Source organism: Serratia sp. 14-2641, assembly GCF_001692375.1.
In the GTDB taxonomy this organism is placed as follows: domain Bacteria; phylum Pseudomonadota; class Gammaproteobacteria; order Enterobacterales; family Enterobacteriaceae; genus Chania; species Chania fonticola_C.
On sequence record NZ_LXKR01000044.1, the window covers coordinates 325,361 to 347,108 of the forward strand.

17 protein-coding genes are annotated in these 21,748 nt (G+C 53.8%); 11 read left to right on the forward strand and 6 right to left on the reverse strand.

The window, feature by feature from the left end; all coding sequences use genetic code 11:
• Nucleotides 1-26 precede the first annotated feature (26 nt).
• The gene (locus A6U95_RS16900; RefSeq protein ID WP_024530386.1) at nucleotides 27-1,130 is read left to right on the forward strand and encodes a YcbX family protein; all 1,104 of its coding nucleotides are present in this window, start codon (nucleotides 27-29) and stop codon (nucleotides 1,128-1,130) included.
• Between the two features lie 6 nt (nucleotides 1,131-1,136).
• Here the strand turns inward: A6U95_RS16900 and A6U95_RS16905 are convergent, their stop codons facing one another.
• On the reverse strand, nucleotides 1,137-1,685 hold the full coding sequence (locus A6U95_RS16905; protein WP_065685306.1) for a cell division protein ZapC: 549 nt from the start codon (nucleotides 1,683-1,685) through the stop codon (nucleotides 1,137-1,139).
• Nucleotides 1,686-1,842: 157 nt separating this feature from the next.
• Nucleotides 1,843-2,853 (reverse strand): quinone-dependent dihydroorotate dehydrogenase, encoded by a 1,011-nt coding sequence (pyrD, locus tag A6U95_RS16910; protein WP_021804888.1) that lies wholly within the window; start codon nucleotides 2,851-2,853, stop codon nucleotides 1,843-1,845.
• Nucleotides 2,854-3,211: 358 nt separating this feature from the next.
• Here pyrD and ssuE point away from each other — a divergent pair, with 358 nt between their 5' ends.
• From ssuE to ssuB, 5 genes are read left to right on the forward strand one after another with little or no spacing between them, the layout of a single operon-like run.
• Nucleotides 3,212-3,790 (forward strand): NADPH-dependent FMN reductase, encoded by a 579-nt coding sequence (ssuE, locus tag A6U95_RS16915; protein ID WP_065685307.1) that lies wholly within the window; start codon nucleotides 3,212-3,214, stop codon nucleotides 3,788-3,790.
• A gap of 10 nt (nucleotides 3,791-3,800) precedes the next feature.
• On the forward strand, nucleotides 3,801-4,766 hold the full coding sequence (locus A6U95_RS16920) for a sulfonate ABC transporter substrate-binding protein (protein ID WP_065685308.1): 966 nt from the start codon (nucleotides 3,801-3,803) through the stop codon (nucleotides 4,764-4,766).
• Between the two features lie 15 nt (nucleotides 4,767-4,781).
• The gene (gene ssuD / locus A6U95_RS16925; protein WP_065685309.1) at nucleotides 4,782-5,930 is read left to right on the forward strand and encodes an FMNH2-dependent alkanesulfonate monooxygenase; all 1,149 of its coding nucleotides are present in this window, start codon (nucleotides 4,782-4,784) and stop codon (nucleotides 5,928-5,930) included.
• Nucleotides 5,931-5,941: 11 nt separating this feature from the next.
• Nucleotides 5,942-6,733, forward strand: a complete 792-nt coding sequence (gene ssuC, locus A6U95_RS16930; protein ID WP_065685310.1) for an aliphatic sulfonate ABC transporter permease SsuC — start codon at nucleotides 5,942-5,944, stop codon at nucleotides 6,731-6,733.
• Entirely contained in the window at nucleotides 6,733-7,506 is a 774-nt protein-coding gene (gene ssuB / locus A6U95_RS16935; RefSeq protein ID WP_065685311.1) for an aliphatic sulfonates ABC transporter ATP-binding protein, read from the forward strand. The genes ssuC and ssuB overlap by 1 nt, the downstream gene beginning before the upstream one ends.
• Before the next feature lie 33 nt (nucleotides 7,507-7,539).
• Here the strand turns inward: ssuB and pepN are convergent, their stop codons facing one another.
• A complete protein-coding gene (pepN, locus tag A6U95_RS16940; RefSeq protein WP_065685312.1) occupies nucleotides 7,540-10,155 on the reverse strand; it encodes an aminopeptidase N in 2,616 nt (871 codons plus the stop codon).
• Nucleotides 10,156-10,499: 344 nt separating this feature from the next.
• On the opposite strand from pepN, the gene A6U95_RS16945 reads away from it, so the two are divergent.
• The 5 genes from A6U95_RS16945 (at nucleotide 10,500) to A6U95_RS16965 (ending at nucleotide 18,171) form a co-directional block, all read left to right on the forward strand.
• Nucleotides 10,500-12,200, forward strand: coding sequence for a GGDEF domain-containing protein (locus tag A6U95_RS16945; protein WP_065685313.1), 1,701 nt, complete (start codon nucleotides 10,500-10,502; stop codon nucleotides 12,198-12,200).
• Between the two features lie 253 nt (nucleotides 12,201-12,453).
• Nucleotides 12,454-13,659 carry a nicotinate phosphoribosyltransferase gene (gene pncB / locus A6U95_RS16950; protein ID WP_065685314.1) on the forward strand — a complete coding sequence of 402 codons (1,206 nt, stop codon included), beginning with the start codon at nucleotides 12,454-12,456 and terminating at the stop codon, nucleotides 13,657-13,659.
• A 278-nt stretch (nucleotides 13,660-13,937) separates the two neighbouring features.
• Entirely contained in the window at nucleotides 13,938-15,338 is a 1,401-nt protein-coding gene (asnS, locus tag A6U95_RS16955) for an asparagine--tRNA ligase (RefSeq protein ID WP_065685315.1), read from the forward strand.
• 303 nt (nucleotides 15,339-15,641) lie between these two features.
• Nucleotides 15,642-16,733, forward strand: coding sequence for a porin OmpC (ompC, locus tag A6U95_RS16960; protein WP_065685424.1), 1,092 nt, complete (start codon nucleotides 15,642-15,644; stop codon nucleotides 16,731-16,733).
• A gap of 247 nt (nucleotides 16,734-16,980) precedes the next feature.
• On the forward strand, nucleotides 16,981-18,171 hold the full coding sequence (locus tag A6U95_RS16965) for an amino acid aminotransferase (RefSeq protein WP_065685316.1): 1,191 nt from the start codon (nucleotides 16,981-16,983) through the stop codon (nucleotides 18,169-18,171).
• A 62-nt stretch (nucleotides 18,172-18,233) separates the two neighbouring features.
• On the opposite strand, the gene A6U95_RS16970 is transcribed toward A6U95_RS16965, so the two are convergent.
• The 3 genes from A6U95_RS16970 to ldtD form a co-directional block, all read right to left on the reverse strand.
• On the reverse strand, nucleotides 18,234-18,881 hold the full coding sequence (locus A6U95_RS16970; protein WP_065685317.1) for an MBL fold metallo-hydrolase: 648 nt from the start codon (nucleotides 18,879-18,881) through the stop codon (nucleotides 18,234-18,236).
• 68 nt (nucleotides 18,882-18,949) lie between these two features.
• Nucleotides 18,950-19,498 carry a YcbK family protein gene (locus A6U95_RS16975; protein WP_021804901.1) on the reverse strand — a complete coding sequence of 183 codons (549 nt, stop codon included), beginning with the start codon at nucleotides 19,496-19,498 and terminating at the stop codon, nucleotides 18,950-18,952.
• A gap of 180 nt (nucleotides 19,499-19,678) precedes the next feature.
• The gene (gene ldtD, locus A6U95_RS16980) at nucleotides 19,679-21,529 is read right to left on the reverse strand and encodes a L,D-transpeptidase (RefSeq protein ID WP_074423368.1); all 1,851 of its coding nucleotides are present in this window, start codon (nucleotides 21,527-21,529) and stop codon (nucleotides 19,679-19,681) included.
• Between the last annotated feature and the right edge of the window lie 219 nt (nucleotides 21,530-21,748).

Genomic DNA, 21,748 nt, shown 5'->3' on the forward strand with positions numbered 1-21,748 from the left:
ATTTCATTTATCGCACGGAGGCAGGGGTGATCACGCTCTCCCGACTTTACGTTCATCCGGTCAAATCACTACGGGGTTTGCAGCTTTCTCACGCCCAGGTGGCCAGTCACGGCCTGGCTTTTGATCGCTCCTTCATGATCACCGAGCCAGACGGTACCTTCATCACCGCCCGCCAATACCCGCAGATGGTGCTGTTTACCCCGGCGTTGTTGGCCGATGGCCTGTTTCTGACCGCACCGGACGGTGAAAGTGCGGCGATCCGCTTCATTGATTTCGCCCCCGATGCGCAGCCGACCGAGGTGTGGGGCAACCATTTCACCGCGTTGATCGCGCCGGTGGCCATCAACAGTTGGTTAAGCGGTTATTTTCAGCGCGAGGTACAGCTGCGCTGGCTTGGGCCTGAATTAACCCGTAGGGTAAAGAAGCACCCGGAAATTCCGCTCTCCTTTGCCGACGGTTACCCTTATCTGCTGATTAATGAAGCCTCGTTCCAGGATCTGCAACAACGTTGCCCAAGCAGCATCAGGCTGGAGCAGTTCCGCCCGAACCTGGTGGTGACCGGTAGCCCGGCCTGGGCAGAAGATGGTTGGCAGGTGATCCGCGTCGGCGACGTGATGTTCGATCTGGTGAAACCCTGCAGCCGCTGCGTATTGACTACGGTCAGCGTGGAGCGTGGCCGCAAACACCCGAGCGGCGAGCCGTTGAGTACGCTGCAACAGTTCCGCACTGCCGATAATGGCGACGTCGACTTTGGTCAAAACATGATTGCCCGTAACAGCGGTATTATCCGCGTCGGCGATAGCGTTGAAGTGTTGTCAACCAAACCGCCGCGGCCTTATGGGGCTGGCAAGGTCGTCGAAAGCCTGCAAGCACCGCAGGACAGCACCACCAGCGTGAGCATTGAATATCAAGGAAAGGTGTTTGCCGGTAATAACCAGCAGATCTTGTTAGAGCAGTTGGAGCAGCAAGGCATTCGCATCCCTTACTCCTGCCGTGCTGGCCTGTGCGGCAGTTGCAAGATAACGTTGGTGGAGGGCGAAGTTGCACCGCTAAAGAAAAGCGCAGTGGCCGCCAACGGCACTATTCTCTGTTGCAGCTGTATTCCTAAAAGCGATGTGAAGCTGGCGTAACGCTTATTACACTGCCCTGTCGTAAGCCGGGGCAGACTGTTCACCTGGGATGCAGGGTTTCAGGCGATCGTGCATCACTTTTATCGCATCCCCCAGCACCATGGTTCGCCCAGCCAACACCAGCTGATTTTGTGCCAGCAAGCACAGGCTGGCATTATCCCCGGCTTCCACCACCAGCAGACGCGCATCGACACCGCTATCCATCACCTTCACCGCCGCCAACTCGCCATTTTTAGGGCGTAGCGGATAGTGTTGCTGAGCAAAATGCCAGCTCTTGGGCATCAGAGGTTTAAGAAAACGAAAGGCCACCAGCGCATTTAATACCAACTCGGCACGTTGTTCATGGCTGAGCTTTATCTGTTTGCACTGTTCTTCATAATCAAAATAAAGCGCCGCATCATCGACGCAGAATGCGCATTCAGCGAAGGCATCCGGGGTTAGCATTTTTGCCGGAAAGCGTGAACGGAAGATCATACCATTGGCTAAATCGAGCATCAGTCGATCGTGCTCAGCGTCAAAATACCAACGCCAATTGTCATCAGGTTTTATCTTCATTACTTATCCTTCTCACCACATGCCAACGCAGTATTACGCAAAGGGCGATTTTATCACCAGAAAGGTTGCTTAAACATCGGATAATTCCGCTACCGAACAAAATATAGACGAGCCAGGGGCAGAAATAAACCCCCGGTCGAAAATGAAAGGCAAAATATTAGATATGGGTAACGATATCTTTAATCAAACGCGGTCCGTGGAAGATAAAACCGGAATAAATTTGTACCAAAGTTGCCCCGGCCTCCATTTTTTCCCGCGCCGCCGTCAGGGAATCAATTCCACCAACGCCGATAATCGGCAAGCGCCCTTGCAACTCCTGCGACAGACGACGGATCACTTCGGTGCTGCGTAACTGTACCGGACGGCCACTTAATCCCCCTGCCTGATCGCAGTAATTCAATCCCTGAACCAGTTTACGATCGAGGGTGGTATTGGTGGCAATGACCCCATCTATATTATGACGCACTAAACTGTCCGCTATTTGGATCAGTTCTTCCTCTGAAAGATCCGGCGCGATCTTTACCGCAACCGGCACATATTTGTGATGGCGAGCCTGCAATTGGGCCTGCTTATTTTTTATCGCCGCTAGCAGATCGTCCAACGCTTCACCATACTGTAAGGATCGTAATCCCGGGGTATTGGGTGATGAGATATTAATCGCGATATAGCCGGCATACGGATAAACCTTATCCATACAGATCAGATAATCGTCTTTTCCCTGCTCGACCGGCGTGTCTTTATTCTTGCCGATATTGATCCCCAGCACGCCGCCAAAATGGGATTTTTTAACGTTTTCAACCAGATTGTCTACGCCGTGGTTATTGAACCCCATGCGGTTGATCAGCCCTTCGGCCGGGACCAGGCGGAACAGACGCGGTTTATCATTGCCCGCTTGCGGACGCGGTGTAACGGTACCGACCTCAACAAAGCCAAAGCCCATCGCGCCAAAGGCATCAATGCACTCGCCGTCTTTATCCAGACCGGCGGCCAACCCTAATGGGTTGCTAAAAGAGAGCCCCATGCAGCTCACCGGTTTGCTCGGCACCGACTGACGGATAAGAAACTCTAGTGGGGTGCCGGTAATACGGCGCAGTTGACTGAAGGTCAATTCGTGTGCGCGCTCGGGATCGAGCTGGAACAAGGCTTTCCTGACGATGGGGTAGTACATGTACTCTCCTGATTTCCCGGTGATATCCTGCTGACTTGAGGTCGCAAGTAAATCGCTGTGCCTGATGGGGATACAGGTGTTGCGGTTATTTAGCGACAACCTCAAGTCAGCAGGATAGGCCTGTCGACCGGGGGCGTATTATCCGGTATCCCCTCGCCAATTGGAATTGATTAAAGGCAAAAAAAGCGCGTTTAGCGCAATCGTTTCCCTTGTATGGAGCTACTTCCCCGCTTTTCCCTCTTTACGCATATCAAAATCAAAAAATGAGATTTAAAAATCCCCCCCTTTTGCTGTTAGCTTTAAAACACTTTTCGAACATTAATTTAACATTGATAACTTTTCGATATAAGGAGTGGCGATGCGCGTTATTTCTCTGGCTGGCAGCCCAAGGCTCCCCTCACGCTCGGCGGCGCTGTTACAGCTGAGCCAACGTTGGTTACAACAACAGCAGGTGGAAGTGATCCCCTATACCCTGCACGATTTCCAGGCGGAAGACCTGCTACGCGCCAATTTTAACAGCCCTGACATTAAAGCCTTCGCCGCGCAACTTGCCGATGCGGATGGCCTATTGGTCGCCACGCCGGTTTATAAGGCATCGTTTTCTGGCGCGCTGAAAACCTTACTCGATCTGCTTCCTGAACGAGCGCTGGAACACAAAGTGGTTCTACCGCTGGCCACCGGCGGCTCCATCGGCCACATGCTGGCGGTGGACTATGCGTTGAAGCCAGTATTGACGGCGCTGAAAGCTCAGGAGGTGCTGCACGGCGTGTTTGCCGATGACGGCCAGATAGTGCTTAACGGTGAACAGGCCCAGCTATCCGATGGGGTGGCCGCGCGCCTGAACGAAGCGTTGGACAGTTTTTATCTGGCGCTCAGCCGCCGTAAACCGCCGGTGCTAAACACCGCCGCCTCTCTGTTAACCCGGCAAACCGCCTAAGGACATCATCATGCCGCTCTCTTTCCGCCGTTGGCTTAACACCGGTGCGTTGGCCGCCATCATGACGCTGGTGCTGATCAATACCGCTGTCGCACAAGATAACGCGCCTGCTCAGTTTCGTATCGGCTACCAAAAAGGTTCAGTGAGTCTGGTGTTGGCCAAAACCCATCAGTTGCTGGAACAACGCTTTCCTGCCACCCACATCAGCTGGATCGAATTCCCGGCGGGCCCACAGATGCTAGAGGCGCTGAACGTCGGCAGCATCGATCTGGGCAGCACCGGCGATATCCCGCCAATCTTTGCCCAAGCCGCCGGGGCCGACCTGCTGTACGTCGGCGTAGAGCCGCCAAAACCCAAGGCGGAAGTGATCCTGGTGCCGGAAAATAGTCCGATTCACCGCGTCGCCGAGTTGAAAGGCCACAAAGTAGCCTTCCAGAAAGGCTCAAGCTCACACAACTTGCTGCTGCGGGCACTGCAAAGGGACGGCCTGAAGTTTACCGATATCCAACCGGTTTATCTGACGCCCGCCGATGCCAGAGCAGCCTTCCAACAGGGCAACGTCGATGCCTGGGTGATCTGGGATCCCTACTATTCTGCCGCGTTGCTGCAAGGCGGTGTGCGGGTATTGACCGATGGCAGCGAATTGAACCAGACCGGCTCTTTCTACCTGGCCGCTCGCCCATATACCGAAGCCAACGGCCCGTTCATTCAGCAGGTGCTGGCGGTGCTGACCCAGGCCGATGCGCTGACGCATAGCGATCGGGCGCAGAGCATTACCCTGCTGGCCAAGGCGATGGGCTTACCGGAAGCGGTGATTGCCAGCTATCTGGATCATCGCCCGCCAACGGCCATCAAACCCTTAGGGGACACCACCATTGCTGCCCAGCAAAAAACCGCCGATCTCTTTTTCGCCAACCGGTTGGTTCCGGTGCAGGTCGATATTTCTCAACGCGTATGGCATCCAGCCGCACAATAATCAGGAGAGAACCCTATGAGCATTAACGTATTTTGGTTTTTACCGACTCACGGAGATGGCCACTATCTGGGAAGTTCGGAAGGGGCACGTGCGGTCGATTACGGTTATCTTCAGCAGACCGCCCAGGCTGCTGACCGGCTCGGTTTCGGCGGCGTGCTGATCCCAACGGGGCGCTCTTGCGAAGACTCTTGGCTGGTTGCCGCGTCATTAATTCCGGTCACGCAACGGCTGAAATTCCTGGTGGCCCTTCGCCCTGGCATCATCTCCCCGACGTTGGCAGCCAGGCAGGCCGCCACGCTGGATCGCCTTTCCAATGGCCGCGCCCTCTTCAATCTGGTGACCGGTGGCGATCCGGAAGAGCTGGCAGCGGAAGGTTTGCACCTTGACCACACCGAACGCTATGAGGCCTCCGCCGAATTTACCCATGTGTGGCGCAAAGTGCTGGAAGGTGAAACCGTCGATTTCGCCGGTAAGCATATTCAGGTGAAAGGCGCCAAGCTGTTGTTTCCCCCGGTGCAGCAACCTCGCCCACCGCTGTATTTTGGCGGTTCTTCAGAGGCGGCACAGGATCTGGCAGCTGAGCAGGTCGAACTGTATCTGACCTGGGGAGAACCCCCTCCCCAAGTGAAAGAAAAAATAGAGGAAGTACGAGCTAAAGCAGCGGCCCTGGGGCGTAAAGTCCGCTTCGGTATTCGCCTGCACGTCATCGTGCGCGAAACTACCGCCGAAGCCTGGCAGGCGGCCGAGCGTTTGATCGCCAACCTCGATGATCAAACCATTGCGGATGCGCAGAAAGCCTTTGCCCGCTTCGACTCCGTTGGCCAACAGCGTATGGCGGCCTTACATGGCGGCAAGAAAGACAATCTGGAAATCAGCCCTAATCTGTGGGCCGGTGTCGGACTGGTGCGTGGCGGTGCGGGCACCGCGTTGGTGGGCGATGGTCCGACGGTCGCTGAGCGCATTCAGGAATATGCCGATCTGGGTATCGATACCTTTATTCTTTCCGGTTACCCGCATCTGGAAGAGGCCTATCGCGTAGGTGAACTGCTGTTCCCGCATCTCGATCTGGCGACCAGCGAACAACCGACCCAGTTGCGTGCGATCAAGCCGCAGGGCGAAGCGGTCGCCAATATCTATATCCCGCAAAAAGTGTCACAAAGCTGAGGAGAACAGTGATGGCGATCGGTGCACAACAAATTCTACACCGGCTGGCCCCCTGGGCTTTGCCGGTCGCGCTGGTGATTGGCTGGCAGACCGCCGTTGAGGCTGGCTGGTTATCTAACCGTATCTTGCCCGCGCCGAGCGCCGTAGTGGCTGCCTTTTGGGCCTTGACCAAGAGTGGCGAACTGTGGCAACACCTGACCATCAGCAGTTGGCGCGCGCTGATTGGCTTCAGTATCGGTGGCAGCATTGGCCTGGTGCTGGGATTCATTACTGGCCTGTCCCGCTGGGGAGAACGCCTGCTCGACAGCTCGGTACAGATGATCCGTAACGTGCCGCATCTGGCTCTGATCCCGCTGGTGATCTTGTGGTTCGGCATTGACGAGTCCGCCAAAATCTTCCTGGTGGCGCTGGGTACGCTATTCCCGATCTATCTGAATACCTATCACGGCATCAAGAATATCGATCGTGGCCTGCTGGAAATGGCGCGCAGCTACGGCCTGAGCGGCTTTGGCCTGTTCACGCAAGTGGTACTACCCGGCGCGTTGCCTTCGATCATGGTCGGCGTGCGTTTCGCCCTCGGGTTTATGTGGCTGACGCTGATCGTCGCCGAAACCATCTCCGCCAACTCGGGCATCGGTTACCTGGCGATGAATGCCCGTGAATTCCTACAGACCGACGTGGTGGTGGTCGCCATCATTCTATATGCCCTGCTCGGCAAACTGGCCGATGCCTGCGCACAATTGCTCGAACGTGTCTGGTTACGCTGGCATCCGGCCTATCAACTGAAATCAGGAGAAGCATAATGACGGCCCCGACTCGTATTCCGCAAGGCACCCCCATTACGCTGGAAGGCATCGCCAAACGTTATGGCAGCCGCACCGTGCTGGACGATCTGCAACTCCGCATCACCGCAGGCCAGTTTGTGGCCGTGGTTGGCCGCAGCGGCTGTGGTAAAAGCACCTTATTACGCCTGCTCGCAGGGCTGGAGACGGCCAACAGCGGGACACTGTTGAGTGGGAATGCCCCGCTCAGCCACGCCAAAGACGATACCCGTCTGATGTTTCAGGATGCTCGCCTGCTGCCGTGGAAAAAGGTGATCGATAACGTGGGGCTTGGCCTGCGCGGCAACTGGCGTGATGCTGCATTGCAGGCGTTAACCACCGTTGGGCTGGCCGATCGTGCCAATGAATGGCCAGCCGCGCTGTCTGGCGGGCAGAAACAGCGTGTCGCCCTGGCCCGTGCGTTGATCCACCGCCCACGGCTATTGCTGTTGGATGAACCTTTAGGGGCACTGGATGCGTTAACCCGTATTGAAATGCAGGGGCTGATCGAAACGCTATGGCAACAGCATGGCTTCACCGTACTGCTGGTCACGCATGACGTTAGTGAGGCGATCGCACTGGCCGATCGGGTGCTGTTAATCGAAGAGGGACGTATTGGGCTGGATCTGACTATTGATTTGCCTCGGCCGCGCCGCAAAGGTTCTGCAAAGCTGGCGGAGTTGGAAGCAGAAGTATTGGCAAGAGTGTTGGCACCACCGCAAGCCGTTGAGACTTCCCGCCAGGTGGCGAATTAATCAGGGGACGGGCAAATGCCGTCCCCTTGCTTTTTATGCGTCTAACGCCTTGGTGATCTTCTCAAACAGATCGCCAGACAGGTTCTCCAGCCCTTTCAACTGCTCCAGCGCCTGACGCATCAACGCCTGACGAGAGGCATCATAACGCTTCAGGCGGATCAGAGGTTCAATCAGCCGCGCGGCAACCTGTGGGTTACGCTTGTTCAGATCGCTGAGGATCTCTACCAGGAACTGATAGCCACTGCCATCTGCCGCATGGAACGCCGCCGGGTTAGCCGAGGCAAACCCACCAATCAGCGAGCGGGTGCGGTTTGGATTACTCAGGCTGAATGAACGGTGTTGCAGCAGTGCACGTACCTTACCGAGTACGTCTGCCGCCGGGCTGGTGGCCTGGAGGATGAACCACTTGTCCATCACCAGACCATCGTGATGCCAGCGCTCATCAAACTCGGCCATCAAGGCATCACAGCAAGGCAGCTGTGCCCCCATCGCCGCTGCCAGTGCCGCCAGCGAATCGGTCATGTTGTCGGCCTGCTGGAACTGTTGCACCACCAGCTTGTCGGCCTGCTCTGCATCACCGAAGGCCAGATAATGCAGGCAAATATTACGCAGCGAACGCTTGGCAATATCGCCATGCTCAACCCGGTACCCTTCGGTTTTGTTAGCGTGATACACCGCCAGCCACTCATCGGCCAGCTCTTTAGCCAGGCAACGGGTGATTGCCTCATGCACCGCCGAAATGGCTTGTGGATCGATAATGGCGAACAGCTCGGCAATTTCGTTTTCCGATGGCAGCGTGAGGATCTGCGCGGCCAGGGCCGGATCCAGCTTCTCATCCAGCAGCACCGCCCGGAAGGCATCTGCCACGTGCAGCGGCAGCGACAATGGCTGCTTCTGCTGATATTTGGCCACGTTCAGCTTAATGTAGATAGCCAGCAGGCTCTGCGCGGCATCCCAGCGAGAAAACTCATTGCGTGCATGCTGCATCAGGAAGGTCAGTTGCTGATCGCTGTACGGATAATCCAGCTTGACCGGTGCCGAAAACTCACGCAGCAGCGAAGGAACCGGCTTATGCGTGACGCCATCAAACACAAAAGTCTGTTCGGCGGCGGTGACGTTCAACACGTTATTGACCGGTGAACCGTCTTTCTGCAAAGCAATGACGTTGCCTTCGCTGTCGTAAAGCTCAATATCCAGCGGGATATGCAACGGCAGTTTTTCTGGCTGATCGGCCGTCGGCGCGGTTTTCTGGCTGACGTGCAAGCGGTATTGCTGATCCTCGGCGCTATAGTCATCACGTACCGTCAACAGCGGCGTACCAGACTGACTATACCAGCGGCGGAACAGCGATAAATCGACGTTGGAAGCGTCTTCCATTGCCTGCACAAAATCATCGCAGGTGGCCGCACTGCCGTCGTGGCGTTCGAAATAGAGCTGCATCCCCGCCTGGAACTGTTGTTCCCCCAACAGCGTGTGCAGCATGCGGATCACTTCGGATCCTTTCTCATACACCGTCAAGGTGTAGAAGTTGTTCATCTCGATCACTTTATCCGGCCGGATCGCGTGCGCCATCGGGCTGGCGTCTTCGGCGAACTGCGCCCCACGCATCACCCGCACATTATCGATGCGGTTGACCGAACGAGAGCCCAGGTCGGAGCTGAACTCCTGATCGCGGAACACCGTCAGCCCTTCTTTCAGGCTTAGCTGGAACCAGTCGCGGCAGGTCACGCGATTGCCGGTCCAGTTATGGAAATATTCGTGGCCGATCACCGCTTCAATATTCAGGTAATCCTTGTCGGTGGCGGTTTCGGCCTTGGCCAACACATACTTCGAGTTAAAGATATTTAACCCTTTGTTCTCCATCGCCCCCATGTTGAAGAAATCCACGGCGACGATCATGTAGATATCCAGATCGTATTCCAGGCCAAAGCGGGTTTCGTCCCACTTCATCGAATTTTTCAGCGAGGTCATGGCCCAATCGGCACGATCCAGGTTGCCACGATCGACAAACAGCTCCAAGGCCACCTTACGACCAGAACGGGTGGTGAAGCTATCACGCAACACGTCGAAATCCCCTGCCACCAGCGCAAACAGATAGCTAGGTTTCGGGAACGGATCCTGCCATTGTACCCAGTGACGGCCGTCTGCCAGGTCACCTTCAGCCACCCGGTTGCCGTTCGACAGCAGGAACGGATAACGCGCTTTATCGGCAACAATGCGGGTAGTAAAACGGGCCAGCACGTCTGGGCGATCCAGATAGAAGGTGATATGGCGGAAACCTTCGGCCTCGCATTGGGTACACAACGCTTCGCCAGACAGATATAGCCCTTCCAATGCGCTGTTTTTGGCCGGATGGATGTCGTTGACGATCGTCAGGGTAAACTGGGCAGGTAGCTGTTCAATCACCAGTTGGTTTTCCTGCTGGCGATAGGCGCTCCACGGCTGCCCATCCACTTGAATACTCACCAGAGTCAGGTCTTCGCCATTCAACGTTAATGGGGCACCGGCGGCACCCTGCCGTTTGATCTGGCTGACGGCGGTCACGCGCGTGGTGTCTGCATCCAGTTCAAAATTCAGGTCGATATCGGTGATGGTATAATCTGGGGCGCGATAATCGTGGCGATACTTCGCCTGTGGCTGTTGTGTCATAAAAACCCTTTGACGTCTCAGTGAGTTACAGATCCCGGACTCGGAGCGTACCGCCGTGCAGGACGACGTGGTACCTCAATGGCCCGATTGTGAACAAACTGTATCACAGCTATAAAAAAAACCCAGAAATGGCAGCAAATCGCACCAAGAAATCACACGATTCACGCAGACATTCGCTGTTGTTTGCTATGCTCCAGCTACCCTGGCGCTTCGCTTAACGTCAAACTCAGCATTTTATGCTTAAACAGGCGCAGTTCCGTCCCCGTTGGCAACCGAATTGCGGAGGAAAACCAGCGGTAGCAATGATATAATCATCCAAGAGCCAGTAGGAGAAACAGATTGGCATGAAAGTAAAATACCTGATCTATTTCTTCACCTTTGCCATCATGCTGTCTTTTGCGGTTTTTATCGCCAATGGGCTGATGAAGGCCCAGGCCAGTTATGACCGAAGTCTGGAAAACCTGTATAAGATCAGCAGAACCAAAGAAGTGGCCGAGGCCTTTCAGGCTACGCTGCTGGCACACAGGTTAAAAAGATTAGGCCTGGCGGATAAATCCGTGACCCAAGCCCAATGGCAACAGGCCGATAAACAGGCGCGTGAAAAAATCGCGATTGTTAAATCCAATGTTGACGCCGATCTCGCCCTGCGTCTGGGCATTCGGCAAAAAATTGCCATACTGTCCATGCTCGATTGGATGGAAAGGCTACTGGATAACGATTCACGCCAGGTCACACAAGTCGACACTGCCAACAGCAATCTGTTCAATATCAACAGCGCCTATTATATCGTCCAGACCACCAAAGCCTTCTACCGCTATACCTATGACACCCGGCTGATCAATGCGGACTCATTTCTGTTTTTGGAGGCTGTTCGCCTTAATAATCGGTTGAATATGTCGCTGACCGAACTGATCGACCAGATTATCGACGTCAATCTCAGCAGCCTGGAACGCAAGAATGCTTATCTGAAGGCCATCCAATTGACCGGGGTATTCACCCCGCTCGGTACCCGTTTGGCGTTCTTAAAGCTGGCCTATAACGATCCGCAGATTGCCGAACTGGTGGATGAGATACTGCGTAACATCTCCAACAACCGGATCAGCAGCATTTCAGACGGGTTATATCAAGCCATTACCCACAATACCGTCTATGACATCAACCTGATCGCCAGCTATATCGAGGAGATGGACAAGCTTTCCCAAAGACTCTATGAGCGCAGCTTTGAGCTGGAGATGGCCGCTTCCGAAGCAAAAAAGTATGATAGCCAGACGGCCATCTACGGCATGATTTCTCTGAGTGGGCTGATTGCCCTGTTCATCCTGCTGCCTTCTATGATCTTCTGTTCCAACATTACCCGCTGGCTGACCAAAACGCATAAAAATATTCTGCGCCTGTCACAAGGCGATACGAATATTGATGACAACGACGCTTTTTACAGCAAAGAGCTGATCGCCATCAGTGATGCCATCACCCAGCTCAAACAATACAATCAGGTCAAACTCGCGCTGGAAAACGAAAAGCAACAGCTAATCAAAGAGCTGGAAGTCTCGTCATTCTTCGATCCGTTGACCAACATTTATAACCGTCGCAAATTTTTCCTTGAGTGTGAGATGCTCGCCCAGAGTAGCTATCCGCTGGCGTTCTGTCTGATCGATATCGATAACTTCAAGCGTCTTAACGATACCTATGGCCACGATGTCGGCGACCGAGTGCTGGTGATGTTCGCCCAGTCGTTAAGTAACACCTTCCGTTCCAGCGATATCTTTTGCCGCTATGGCGGTGAGGAGTTTGCCCTGCTGCTCGGCCACTGTTCCCTGGAAAATGCCCGCAGCATGATGGAAGCGCTGCGTGAGCAAACCCAACAGATGTGCCTGGAGTTGCTCAATGGAAAACGAGTGCGCTTTACCATCAGCTGTGGCATCGCTGCCGTAGGCAACCTGGCAGAACTGCATCCAGCCATCAAACAGGCCGACGAAGCGCTCTATTTTTGTAAGAAGAGCGGGCGCAATCGGGTCAGTATTTATACGCCAACCGGTTTTATCTGAATCGGTGTTTAAAATAATTAACCTCATAATTTTTATGAGTAAATCAACTAAGCCATTCAGTTTATTGGATTAAATGGCTTTTTCTGTCTGAGGCTGTGCCCCCAGTAAAATAAAGGCACGTTTTATCCTCGACCCGTTCAGGCCATTTGTGGTGTGATGAGGCTTCAATAACAGGATAATCCGGGTATACTCCCCCCACTTTTTTGATTATCCGGATTTGGACACGCGCCTGACGAGGATGCTGTAACGCGATATGACTCTATACGCTTCCCCGATTTTGACTTCACTGCTTGATACTGACGCCTACAAGCTTCATATGCAGCAAGCAGTGTTCCATCGCTACCCCGCAATTACCGTTGCGGCGGAGTTTCGTTGCCGTGGCGACAAACTGCTGGGCGAATATGCCGACGAGATCCGCGCGCAGGTTGCCATGATGAGCGAGTTGGCGCTAACCGAAGCCGAACACCGCTATCTCTCCAGCCTGCCTTTCTTCCATCAGGATTACCTGAACTGGCTGCGGGAGTTTCGCTACGATCCGCAACAGGTCAGCATTAGCAATCACGACGGCAAATTGCATATCCGCATCGCTGGCCCCTGGCGCGAAGTGATTATGTGGGAAGTGCCGTTGTTGGCGGTGATCAGTGAAGTAGTGCACCGCCAACGTTCGCCACAGGCCACGCCAGAGATGGCAATTAGCCAGTTGCGCCAGAACCTGGCGCAGTTCAAGCAACTGAGCGGGGATATTGATATCTCACGCTTCAAGCTGATGGACTTTGGCAGCCGTCGCCGCTTCTCCCGCGGCGTGCAACAGGCCATTGTCAGCACGTTGAAAAACGAATTCCCCTATCTGGTTGGCACCAGTAACTACGATTTGGCGCATAGGCTGGATCTGATCCCGGTTGGCACGCAAGCCCATGAGTGGTTCCAGGCTCATCAACAGATTAGCCCGGTGCTGGCCAACAGCCAACGTGCCGCCTTGCAGGCCTGGCTGGATGAATATCCCGATCAGCTCGGCATTGCGCTTACCGACTGTATCACCATGGATGCGTTCCTGCGTGATTTCGGCAAACAGTTTGCCCAGCGTTATCAAGGGTTGCGCCACGACTCTGGCGACCCGATCGAATGGGGTGAAAAAGCCATTGCCCATTACCAGCAATTGGGCATCGATCCCATGAGCAAGACGCTGGTGTTTTCAGACAATCTGGATCTGGATAAGGCATTGGCACTGTATCGCCACTTTGATCGGCGCATCAACCTGGCGTTCGGTATCGGTACGCGTCTGACCTGTAATATCCCCGGCGTCAAGCCATTGAATATCGTGATCAAGCTGGTCGAGTGTAAAGGCAAGCCGGTAGCCAAACTGTCCGATAGCCCAGGCAAAACCATCTGCCAGGACCCCGCGTTTGTCAAGGCGCTGCGCAAAGCCTTCGATCTGCCGCTGGTGAAGAAAGCCAGTTAAGGTGCCCCCTCTCTCCAACCCTCTCCCACTGGGAGAGGGTACTTTACGGAGGAGCATTAAGGAACAGGAGCCAACCGGTGATACAAACCGTGTGGCATTTCTCACCAGCGATCCCTCTCTTCCTTTATATACCCCCTGTTTTTTTACCCCACCGCGATAAATGTTGTCCCATTCTGATGATTTCTACTTGTGCTCTGCAACGCGGCAAGTAACATAGCAATATCCCCAAATTCTTGGGTTGTTAGCCTATTTCTGAAAAACTTATAAGAGAGAAATCTATGAGCGTAGTGCCTGTAGTCGACGTACTGCAAGGTCGTGCTGCGGTTGACAGTGAAGTCACCGTGCGCGGTTGGGTACGTACCCGGAGAGATTCTAAAGCTGGTATCTCCTTCCTCGCCGTTTATGACGGCTCCTGCTTTAATCCGTTACAGGCCGTCGTTAATGATTCTCTGCCGAATTATCAGGACGAAGTGCTACGCCTGACTACCGGCTGTTCCATTGAAGTGACCGGTACCGTGGTGCCATCGCCGGGTGAAGGCCAGAGCTTCGAACTGCAAGCCACGGTTATCAAGGTGGTCGGTTGGGTTGACGATCCAGACACCTATCCAATGGCGGCCAAACGCCACAGCATCGAATACCTGCGCGAAGTTGCCCACCTGCGCCCACGCACCAACCTGATTGGCGCGGTTGCCCGCGTTCGCCACACCTTGGCACAGGCAATCCACCGCTACTTCCACGAGAACGGTTATTTCTGGGTTTCAACCCCGCTGATCACCGCCTCTGATACCGAAGGTGCCGGTGAAATGTTCCGCGTTTCCACGCTGGATATGGAAAACCTGCCACGCACCGATAAAGGTGCGGTCGATTTCAGCCAGGATTTCTTCGGTAAAGAAGCCTTCCTGACCGTATCCGGCCAGTTGAACGGCGAAACCTACGCCTGTGCGCTGTCAAAAATTTATACCTTTGGCCCCACCTTCCGTGCCGAGAATTCGAACACCAGTCGTCACCTGGCGGAATTCTGGATGATTGAACCGGAAGTCGCCTTTGCTACCCTGGACGACGTTGCCGGGCTGGCCGAAAGCATGCTGAAGTATGTCTTCCAGGCGGTGCTGGATGAACGTGCCGACGATCTGCAATTCTTTGCTGAGCGGGTAGATAAAGACGCTATTGACCGTCTGAAGCGCTTTGTCTCCTCCGATTTCGCCCAGGTGGACTACACCGAGGCGGTCGAGATCCTGATTGCTTCGGGCCAGACCTTCGAGAACCCGGTTTCCTGGGGTATCGATCTGTCATCTGAACACGAACGCTACCTGGCCGAACAACACTTCAAGGCTCCGGTAGTTGTGAAAAACTACCCGAAAGATATCAAAGCCTTCTATATGCGCATGAACGAAGATGGCAAAACCGTCGCGGCGATGGACGTGCTAGCGCCGGGCATTGGTGAAATCATCGGTGGTTCACAGCGTGAAGAACGTCTGGATGTGCTGGATCAGCGTCTGGCAGAGATGGGCCTCAATAAAGAAGATTATTGGTGGTATCGTGACCTGCGCCGCTATGGCACCGTGCCACATTCTGGTTTTGGCTTAGGTTTTGAGCGTTTAATCGCCTATGTCACCGGGGTGCAGAACGTCCGTGACGTGATCCCGTTCCCAAGAACGCCTCGTAACGCCAGCTTCTAAGTCAGAAAATTCAGCATAATTTAAACATTTTTTTTACATAATAAAGGCCAGCTTAGCTGGCCTTTCGCATTTTTGATTATTGACCTACATCACAAAGTTCCCCAAAATACACAAATTGTTACACATCGTTTCTTTCTGAAACCAGATTGCGACATTGGTAGCATTTTCGTTCTAGATAAACCTGCCCGTGAATGGAACACTGCGTGCAGACACAGGACGACACCAATCTATCAACAATAGTTCCAAAAGAATTATTGGCGGCAGTGGCAGGGTGTCCGAATAAAACCAATGAGGGTAATAATGATGATGAAGCGCAACATTCTTGCAGTAGTGATCCCAGCTCTGTTAGCAGCTGGTGCAGCCAACGCAGCTGAGATCTACAACAAAGACGGCAACAAACTGGATCTGTACGGTAAAGTTGACGGTCTGCACTACTTCTCTAACGACAAAAACAACGATGGCGACCAGTCATACGTGCGTTTTGGCTTCAAAGGTGAAACCCAGATTACTGACCAACTGACCGGTTACGGCCAGTGGGAATACAACGTGCAAGCTAACCACGCTGAGTCACAAGGTACCGAAGGTACTAAGACTCGTCTGGGCTTCGCAGGTCTGAAATTTGCTGAATTCGGTTCATTCGATTACGGCCGTAACTACGGCGTTGTGTATGACGTTGAAGGCTGGACAGATATGCTGCCAGAGTTCGGTGGCGACACTTACACTACTACCGACAACTTCATGACTGGCCGTACCAACGGTGTTGCTACTTACCGTAACAACAACTTCTTCGGTATGGTTGATGGCCTGAACTTCGCTGTGCAGTACCAAGGCAAGAACGAAAACGACGGTCGTGCTCTGAAGAAACAAAACGGTGACGGTTGGGGTATCTCCTCTACTTACGCAATCCTGGATTCAGGCGTGAGCGTAGGTGCTGCATACTCTGGTTCTGACCGTACTGACGCTCAGACCAATCTGTCGACTGCTGGTGGTAAAGACGCTGAAGCATGGACCGTTGGTGCTAAATACGACGCCAACAACGTCTACCTGGCAACCATGTATGCGGAAACTCGCAACATGACTCCATATGGCGATTCTTTTGACACTATCGCTAACAAAACTCAGAACTTTGAAGTGGTAGCACAGTACCAGTTCGATTTCGGCCTGCGCCCATCTATCGCTTACCTGCAGTCTAAAGGTAAAAACCTGGGTTCAGCTTATGGCAACGATCAAGACCTGGTTAAATACATTGATGTAGGTACTACTTACTACTTCAACAAAAACATGTCTACCTACGTTGATTACAAAATCAACCTGCTGGACGAAAACGACTTCACTCGTGCTAACGGCATCGCTACTGACAACATCGTAGCTACCGGTCTGGTTTACCAGTTCTAAGTTGTTGCACTTGATGACGGCTCGCCGTCAGTTAAGTTAAAAAAACAGGGCTTCGGCCCTGTTTTTGTTTTTAGCGCTTTGCGCCATTTTTTATTCTGCCAACCCGCCCTTCCCCGTCATTTTTTGTGCTGAATCTGCCGCCGTCACAAGATCGAGGTGTTTTTCTCGCAAACGGTTGGCAAAGACGATAACTGGCGCTACCCTGATGTTTCTGTCTGCTTAACTCTAGGCCATGGAAGCATCTGACATGTTTGAAAAAATCACCGCTGCACCTGCCGATCCGATTCTGGGTCTGACCGACATTTTCCGCGCCGACAAGCGTGAGAATAAAATCAACCTGGGTATTGGCGTCTATAAAGACGAAACTGGCAAAACGCCGGTGCTGACCAGCGTCAAGAAAGCTGAGCAGTATCTGCTGGAAAATGAGACCACCAAAAACTATCTGGGTATTGAAGGTATTCCTGAATTTGCCAGCTGCACGCAAGAGCTGCTGTTCGGCAAGCAGAGCCCAATCATTGCCGACAAGCGTGCCCGTACCGCACAAACTCCTGGTGGTACCGGTGCTCTTCGTGTCGCGGCCGATTTTATCGCCAACCAGACCAACGTCAAGCGTATCTGGGTCAGCAATCCAAGCTGGCCAAACCATAAAAACGTCTTTGGTGCCGTTGGCCTGGAAGTGTTGGAATACAACTATTACGACGCCGCCAACCATGCGCTGGACTTCGACGGTCTGCTCACCAGCCTGAACCAGGCTCAGGCCGGCGACGTAGTACTGTTCCACGGCTGCTGCCATAACCCTACCGGTATCGATCCAACCGAAGCACAATGGGCTCAGTTGGCTGAACTGTCCGTAGCCAAGGGCTGGTTGCCGCTGTTCGACTTCGCTTACCAAGGCTTTGCCAAGGGCCTGGAGGAAGATGCACAGGGTCTGCGTATCTTTGCTGCCAAACATCAGGAACTGATCGTTGCCAGCTCCTACTCGAAGAACTTCGGCCTGTATAACGAGCGTGTCGGTGCCTGCACCGTGGTAGCTACCGATGCAGAAACCGCCGAGCGCGCCTTCAGCCAGGTTAAAGCCGCGATCCGTGCCAACTACTCGAACCCGCCGTCACACGGTGCGGCCGTAGTTGCTACCATCTTGGGTAACCCGGCGCTGCGCGCCATTTGGGAACAAGAGCTGACTGACATGCGCCAGCGCATTCACCGTATGCGCCAGCTGTTCGTTAATACCCTGCAGGAAAAAGGGGCGGAGCAGGATTTCAGCTTCATCATCAACCAGAACGGCATGTTCTCTTTCAGCGGCCTGACCAAAGAGCAGGTTCTGCGTCTGCGTGATGAATTTGGCGTGTATGCCGTTAACTCCGGCCGAGTTAACGTGGCGGGGATGACGCCGGACAATATGGCGCCGCTGTGCGAAGCCATCGTTGCCGTGCTGTAAGCAGTTTTGGCATTGAAAAAGGGGCGCATTTGCGCCCCTTTGTTATTTATCGGGAAGTACCCTTACCAGATGGCCGGTTCTTCGCGCAGGAACGGGTTGGTTTGACGTTCATGGCCAAAGGTAGACATTGGGCCATGTCCTGGAATAAACGCCATATCGTCGCCCTGAGGCAGTAATTTGCTGCGGATTGAAGCGATTAGCGCCTGATGGTCACCGCGCGGGAAATCGCTGCGGCCAACGCCACCGTTGAACAACACGTCACCCACCAATGCCAAACGCGCCTGTTCGTTGATAAAAACGATATGACCAGGCGTATGACCAGGGCAATGCAGTACGTTCAGCGACATTTCGCCCACCTGCACTTTATCCCCCTCTTCCAGCCATTTGGTCGGCGTTAGAGCGGCGCATTCATCCAGGCCAAACATACGGCTCTGTGCTGGCAAACCTTCAAGCCAGAAGGCATCTTCCTTATCCGGCCCATAGATTGGTACCTGATAATGCTCGGCCATTTCTGCCGCCGCGCCTACGTGATCGAGATGGCCGTGCGTCAGTAAGATCTGGCTGACCTGCACGCCCTTTTCGGCAATGGCGGCCTTCAGTTTTTCCGGATCGCCACCAGGATCGACCAACGCCGCCTGTTTGGTCACGTCGCACCAGATGAGCGTACAGTTCTGACTGAACGCCGTAACGGGGATAATGTGGTATTTCATAAAGCTCCAACGACAACGGCACCACGCCCAAGGGGCGGGTGTCATTCAGCGATCATGATGCACAATGATTACCAGGTCCGCACCGGGCCGGTATCGATGTGCACAAAGTTACTACGTGGATAATAGCCTACCCCGCCGGCGCGCATTTTTAACGCTGCCTTACGGATATTACTCAGCTGGATCCCTTCGATATGGAAATCCATCGCCTGGCCTTTGGTGTGGTAGCTCTGCTTGGCCACGCCACGGCTGTGCTCACGCATTTCGGTATTGGTCGCCATTGAACGGTAGCCGGAGATCAGCTGTACCGGTTTGCTGGTACCCAGCATCACCTGTAGGCGATAGAGATGATCAAACAGAGCCGGATCGATGCTCTTGACCTTGTTGGCCCGATAGTCACGGAAGATATGGTTCAGGCGCGCCAATTCTTCTTTATTGTAACCTTTACCGTTGAAGAACTCGGCCTTGATGGATTCGCCGGTATTGAGGTTGTTCAACAACAGAATACGTGGGCGAGAGGTAGAAAGACTGGCAAACGCCTGCCCAGGAAGCAGTGCGATACCCACGGCGGCGCTACCTAACGCCAGCCATTTACGGCGATGATGATCAATTTTGTCCATGACTCTTTAAACTCGGCAAGAATGTCAAAATATATGCACAAAACTGCGCACTGCCCGAACCATAACCGCCAGCGTATGCGGAGTCAACCCGCGATACGCTGTGGTTTACCAGTGCTCACAAAAAACAGAGCCTGCTACTGGCCAGACATTCAGACCGTTATTTATCTAGAATTACTGCATTTATTGCATCAATTTTTCGGCCTGAGCCAAAATTTGTGCACCCGATCTCACTGTCGCATCATAATTGTAAATATCTGTGCGGAACTGTGGCTTACCATCATCAGAGACCCAGGCCGTCAGGTAATACAGCTGCACCGGGATGTTCTGGCGGATGTTCACATACGTCGTATTACCGCCTTTCAGCGTGGAGGAAACGCGCGCGTTGTTCCAACCGGCATCCTGCAGCAACATATTGGCCAAATCGGAAGCCTTGTTAACGCGCACACAGCCAGAGCTTAACGCCCGGATATCCTTCTGGAACAGGCCGTGGTTCGGGGTGTCATGCAGATAGATGGCATCCGAGCTCGGCATGTTGAACTTGAAACGCCCTAACGAGTTGCTGGTCCCCGGCGCCTGCTGGATGCGGTAAGGGAAGTTGCGTGGTGAAACCACACTCCAGTCAATCATTGCCGGATCGATCACTTGCGCATCGTTGCTCCAGCCAGAGAATACACGGTAGCCGTGTTTCTGGAAGTAGCTGGCATCATGCATGGCCTTGGGCACGATATCTTCACGGATCAGCTTGGTTGGCACGTTCCACGGCGGGTTGACCACCACGTTATTCAGCGCGCTGCTCATCAATGGCGTTTTGCGGCTCGGACGGCCAACAATCACCCGCGAAGATAACACTTCATTACCATTCAGATAGTAGGTGAGCGAGTAGTTCGGGATGTTGACCATAATGCCGGTATCAACGTGCCCTGGCAGAATGCGCAGGCGCTGGATATTCAACGCCAGCAGTGAAGCACGAGTTTGTGGCGAAACGTTCAGCCATTCACGTGTCCGGGCACCGATGACGCCATCAGGCGTCAGCCCTTGCCAGGTTTGGAAACGTTTGACTCCTTCCACCAAATCTTCTGTGTAACGATTATCCGTTACCGAAACCGGACTGGCAGGTTGTACCTGCGCGGTCGCTTCTGGAGAGGGAGCGAGATCTTTGATCGATGCCGCGCCCGGGCTAACAACAGCCACTGCGGTAGCACGATCCTTCTCTTCATCCACCGACAGATCGTCATCCGCCGCCGGGGTCGTCGCGCTGGCGTTGGTAACTTGAGCCTCAGGCGAAGCAGATGCTACCGCCGGAGTGGCGATTAGCATTCCGGTACGCGCCAGAATCTCGCGCAGTGCGGGAATATCGTCGCTGAGCTGACCTGGACGCAGGCTTGCGCCATTGGTCATTTGTGGCCACGGGCGCCCAGCCGCCAGCATTTCGCGCAGCGCCAAATGCATTTTGGCGTACTGAGGATGCTGCGGGGCCAACGAATTAATATACGCCAGCGTTTTGCCCTGATGTATCGAGAGCTGCCACTGGTTGATCACCGTATTCGCTGGTACCTTCAGCTTGTAAGGAACATTGCTGTACAGCCAGTTGTTGCCGTTGGCCCCGATTGAGGAGACAAACTGCAAATAACCCAGCATCGCATCCGACAGCACAATATCACGTGCCATATCGGTGATAAGCGGATCGGTCAGCAGTTTTACCCATTGAGTAAACTGCGGCTGTACACCAGAAATTGCCAACTCAGCCAGTTGCTGCTGAAATTGCTGTACCGCTTCCCGATCTTGCCACATAGGCTGCATCTGGTTGGCAGCGTACAGCGGTGCCAAAGTGGAAAGATAATACGGCACAACGCTTTTCGGCAATGCCGCCAGCAGTTCGGCACGACTTTGTGCCACGGACATTCCCGATGACGATGACGCCACCGGTAACGCCGGAACGGTTGCCCATGCGGAAAACGACACGGCAAAACCACACGCTATTGCGCAACTCAATGCCAGAAGTCGTACTGAGTTTCCATTTTTAAGCAACATCCCTTGCCCCCTGTAGGCTCACAAAAATACCGCACAGACTATTATTAGTTTCAGTATACAAACAGAACGGCGCTTTTGCTCTCAGCGCCGTAAATAACCATTTAGTCCCAGCTTACCACTGGCAAAAAAACACGCCTATCATCCTCGCCATGTAAAAAAATAGCCACCTTCAGGCGGCTATTTTCAGATTTATAGTGCACTTTTTTAACTTTGTGGCGT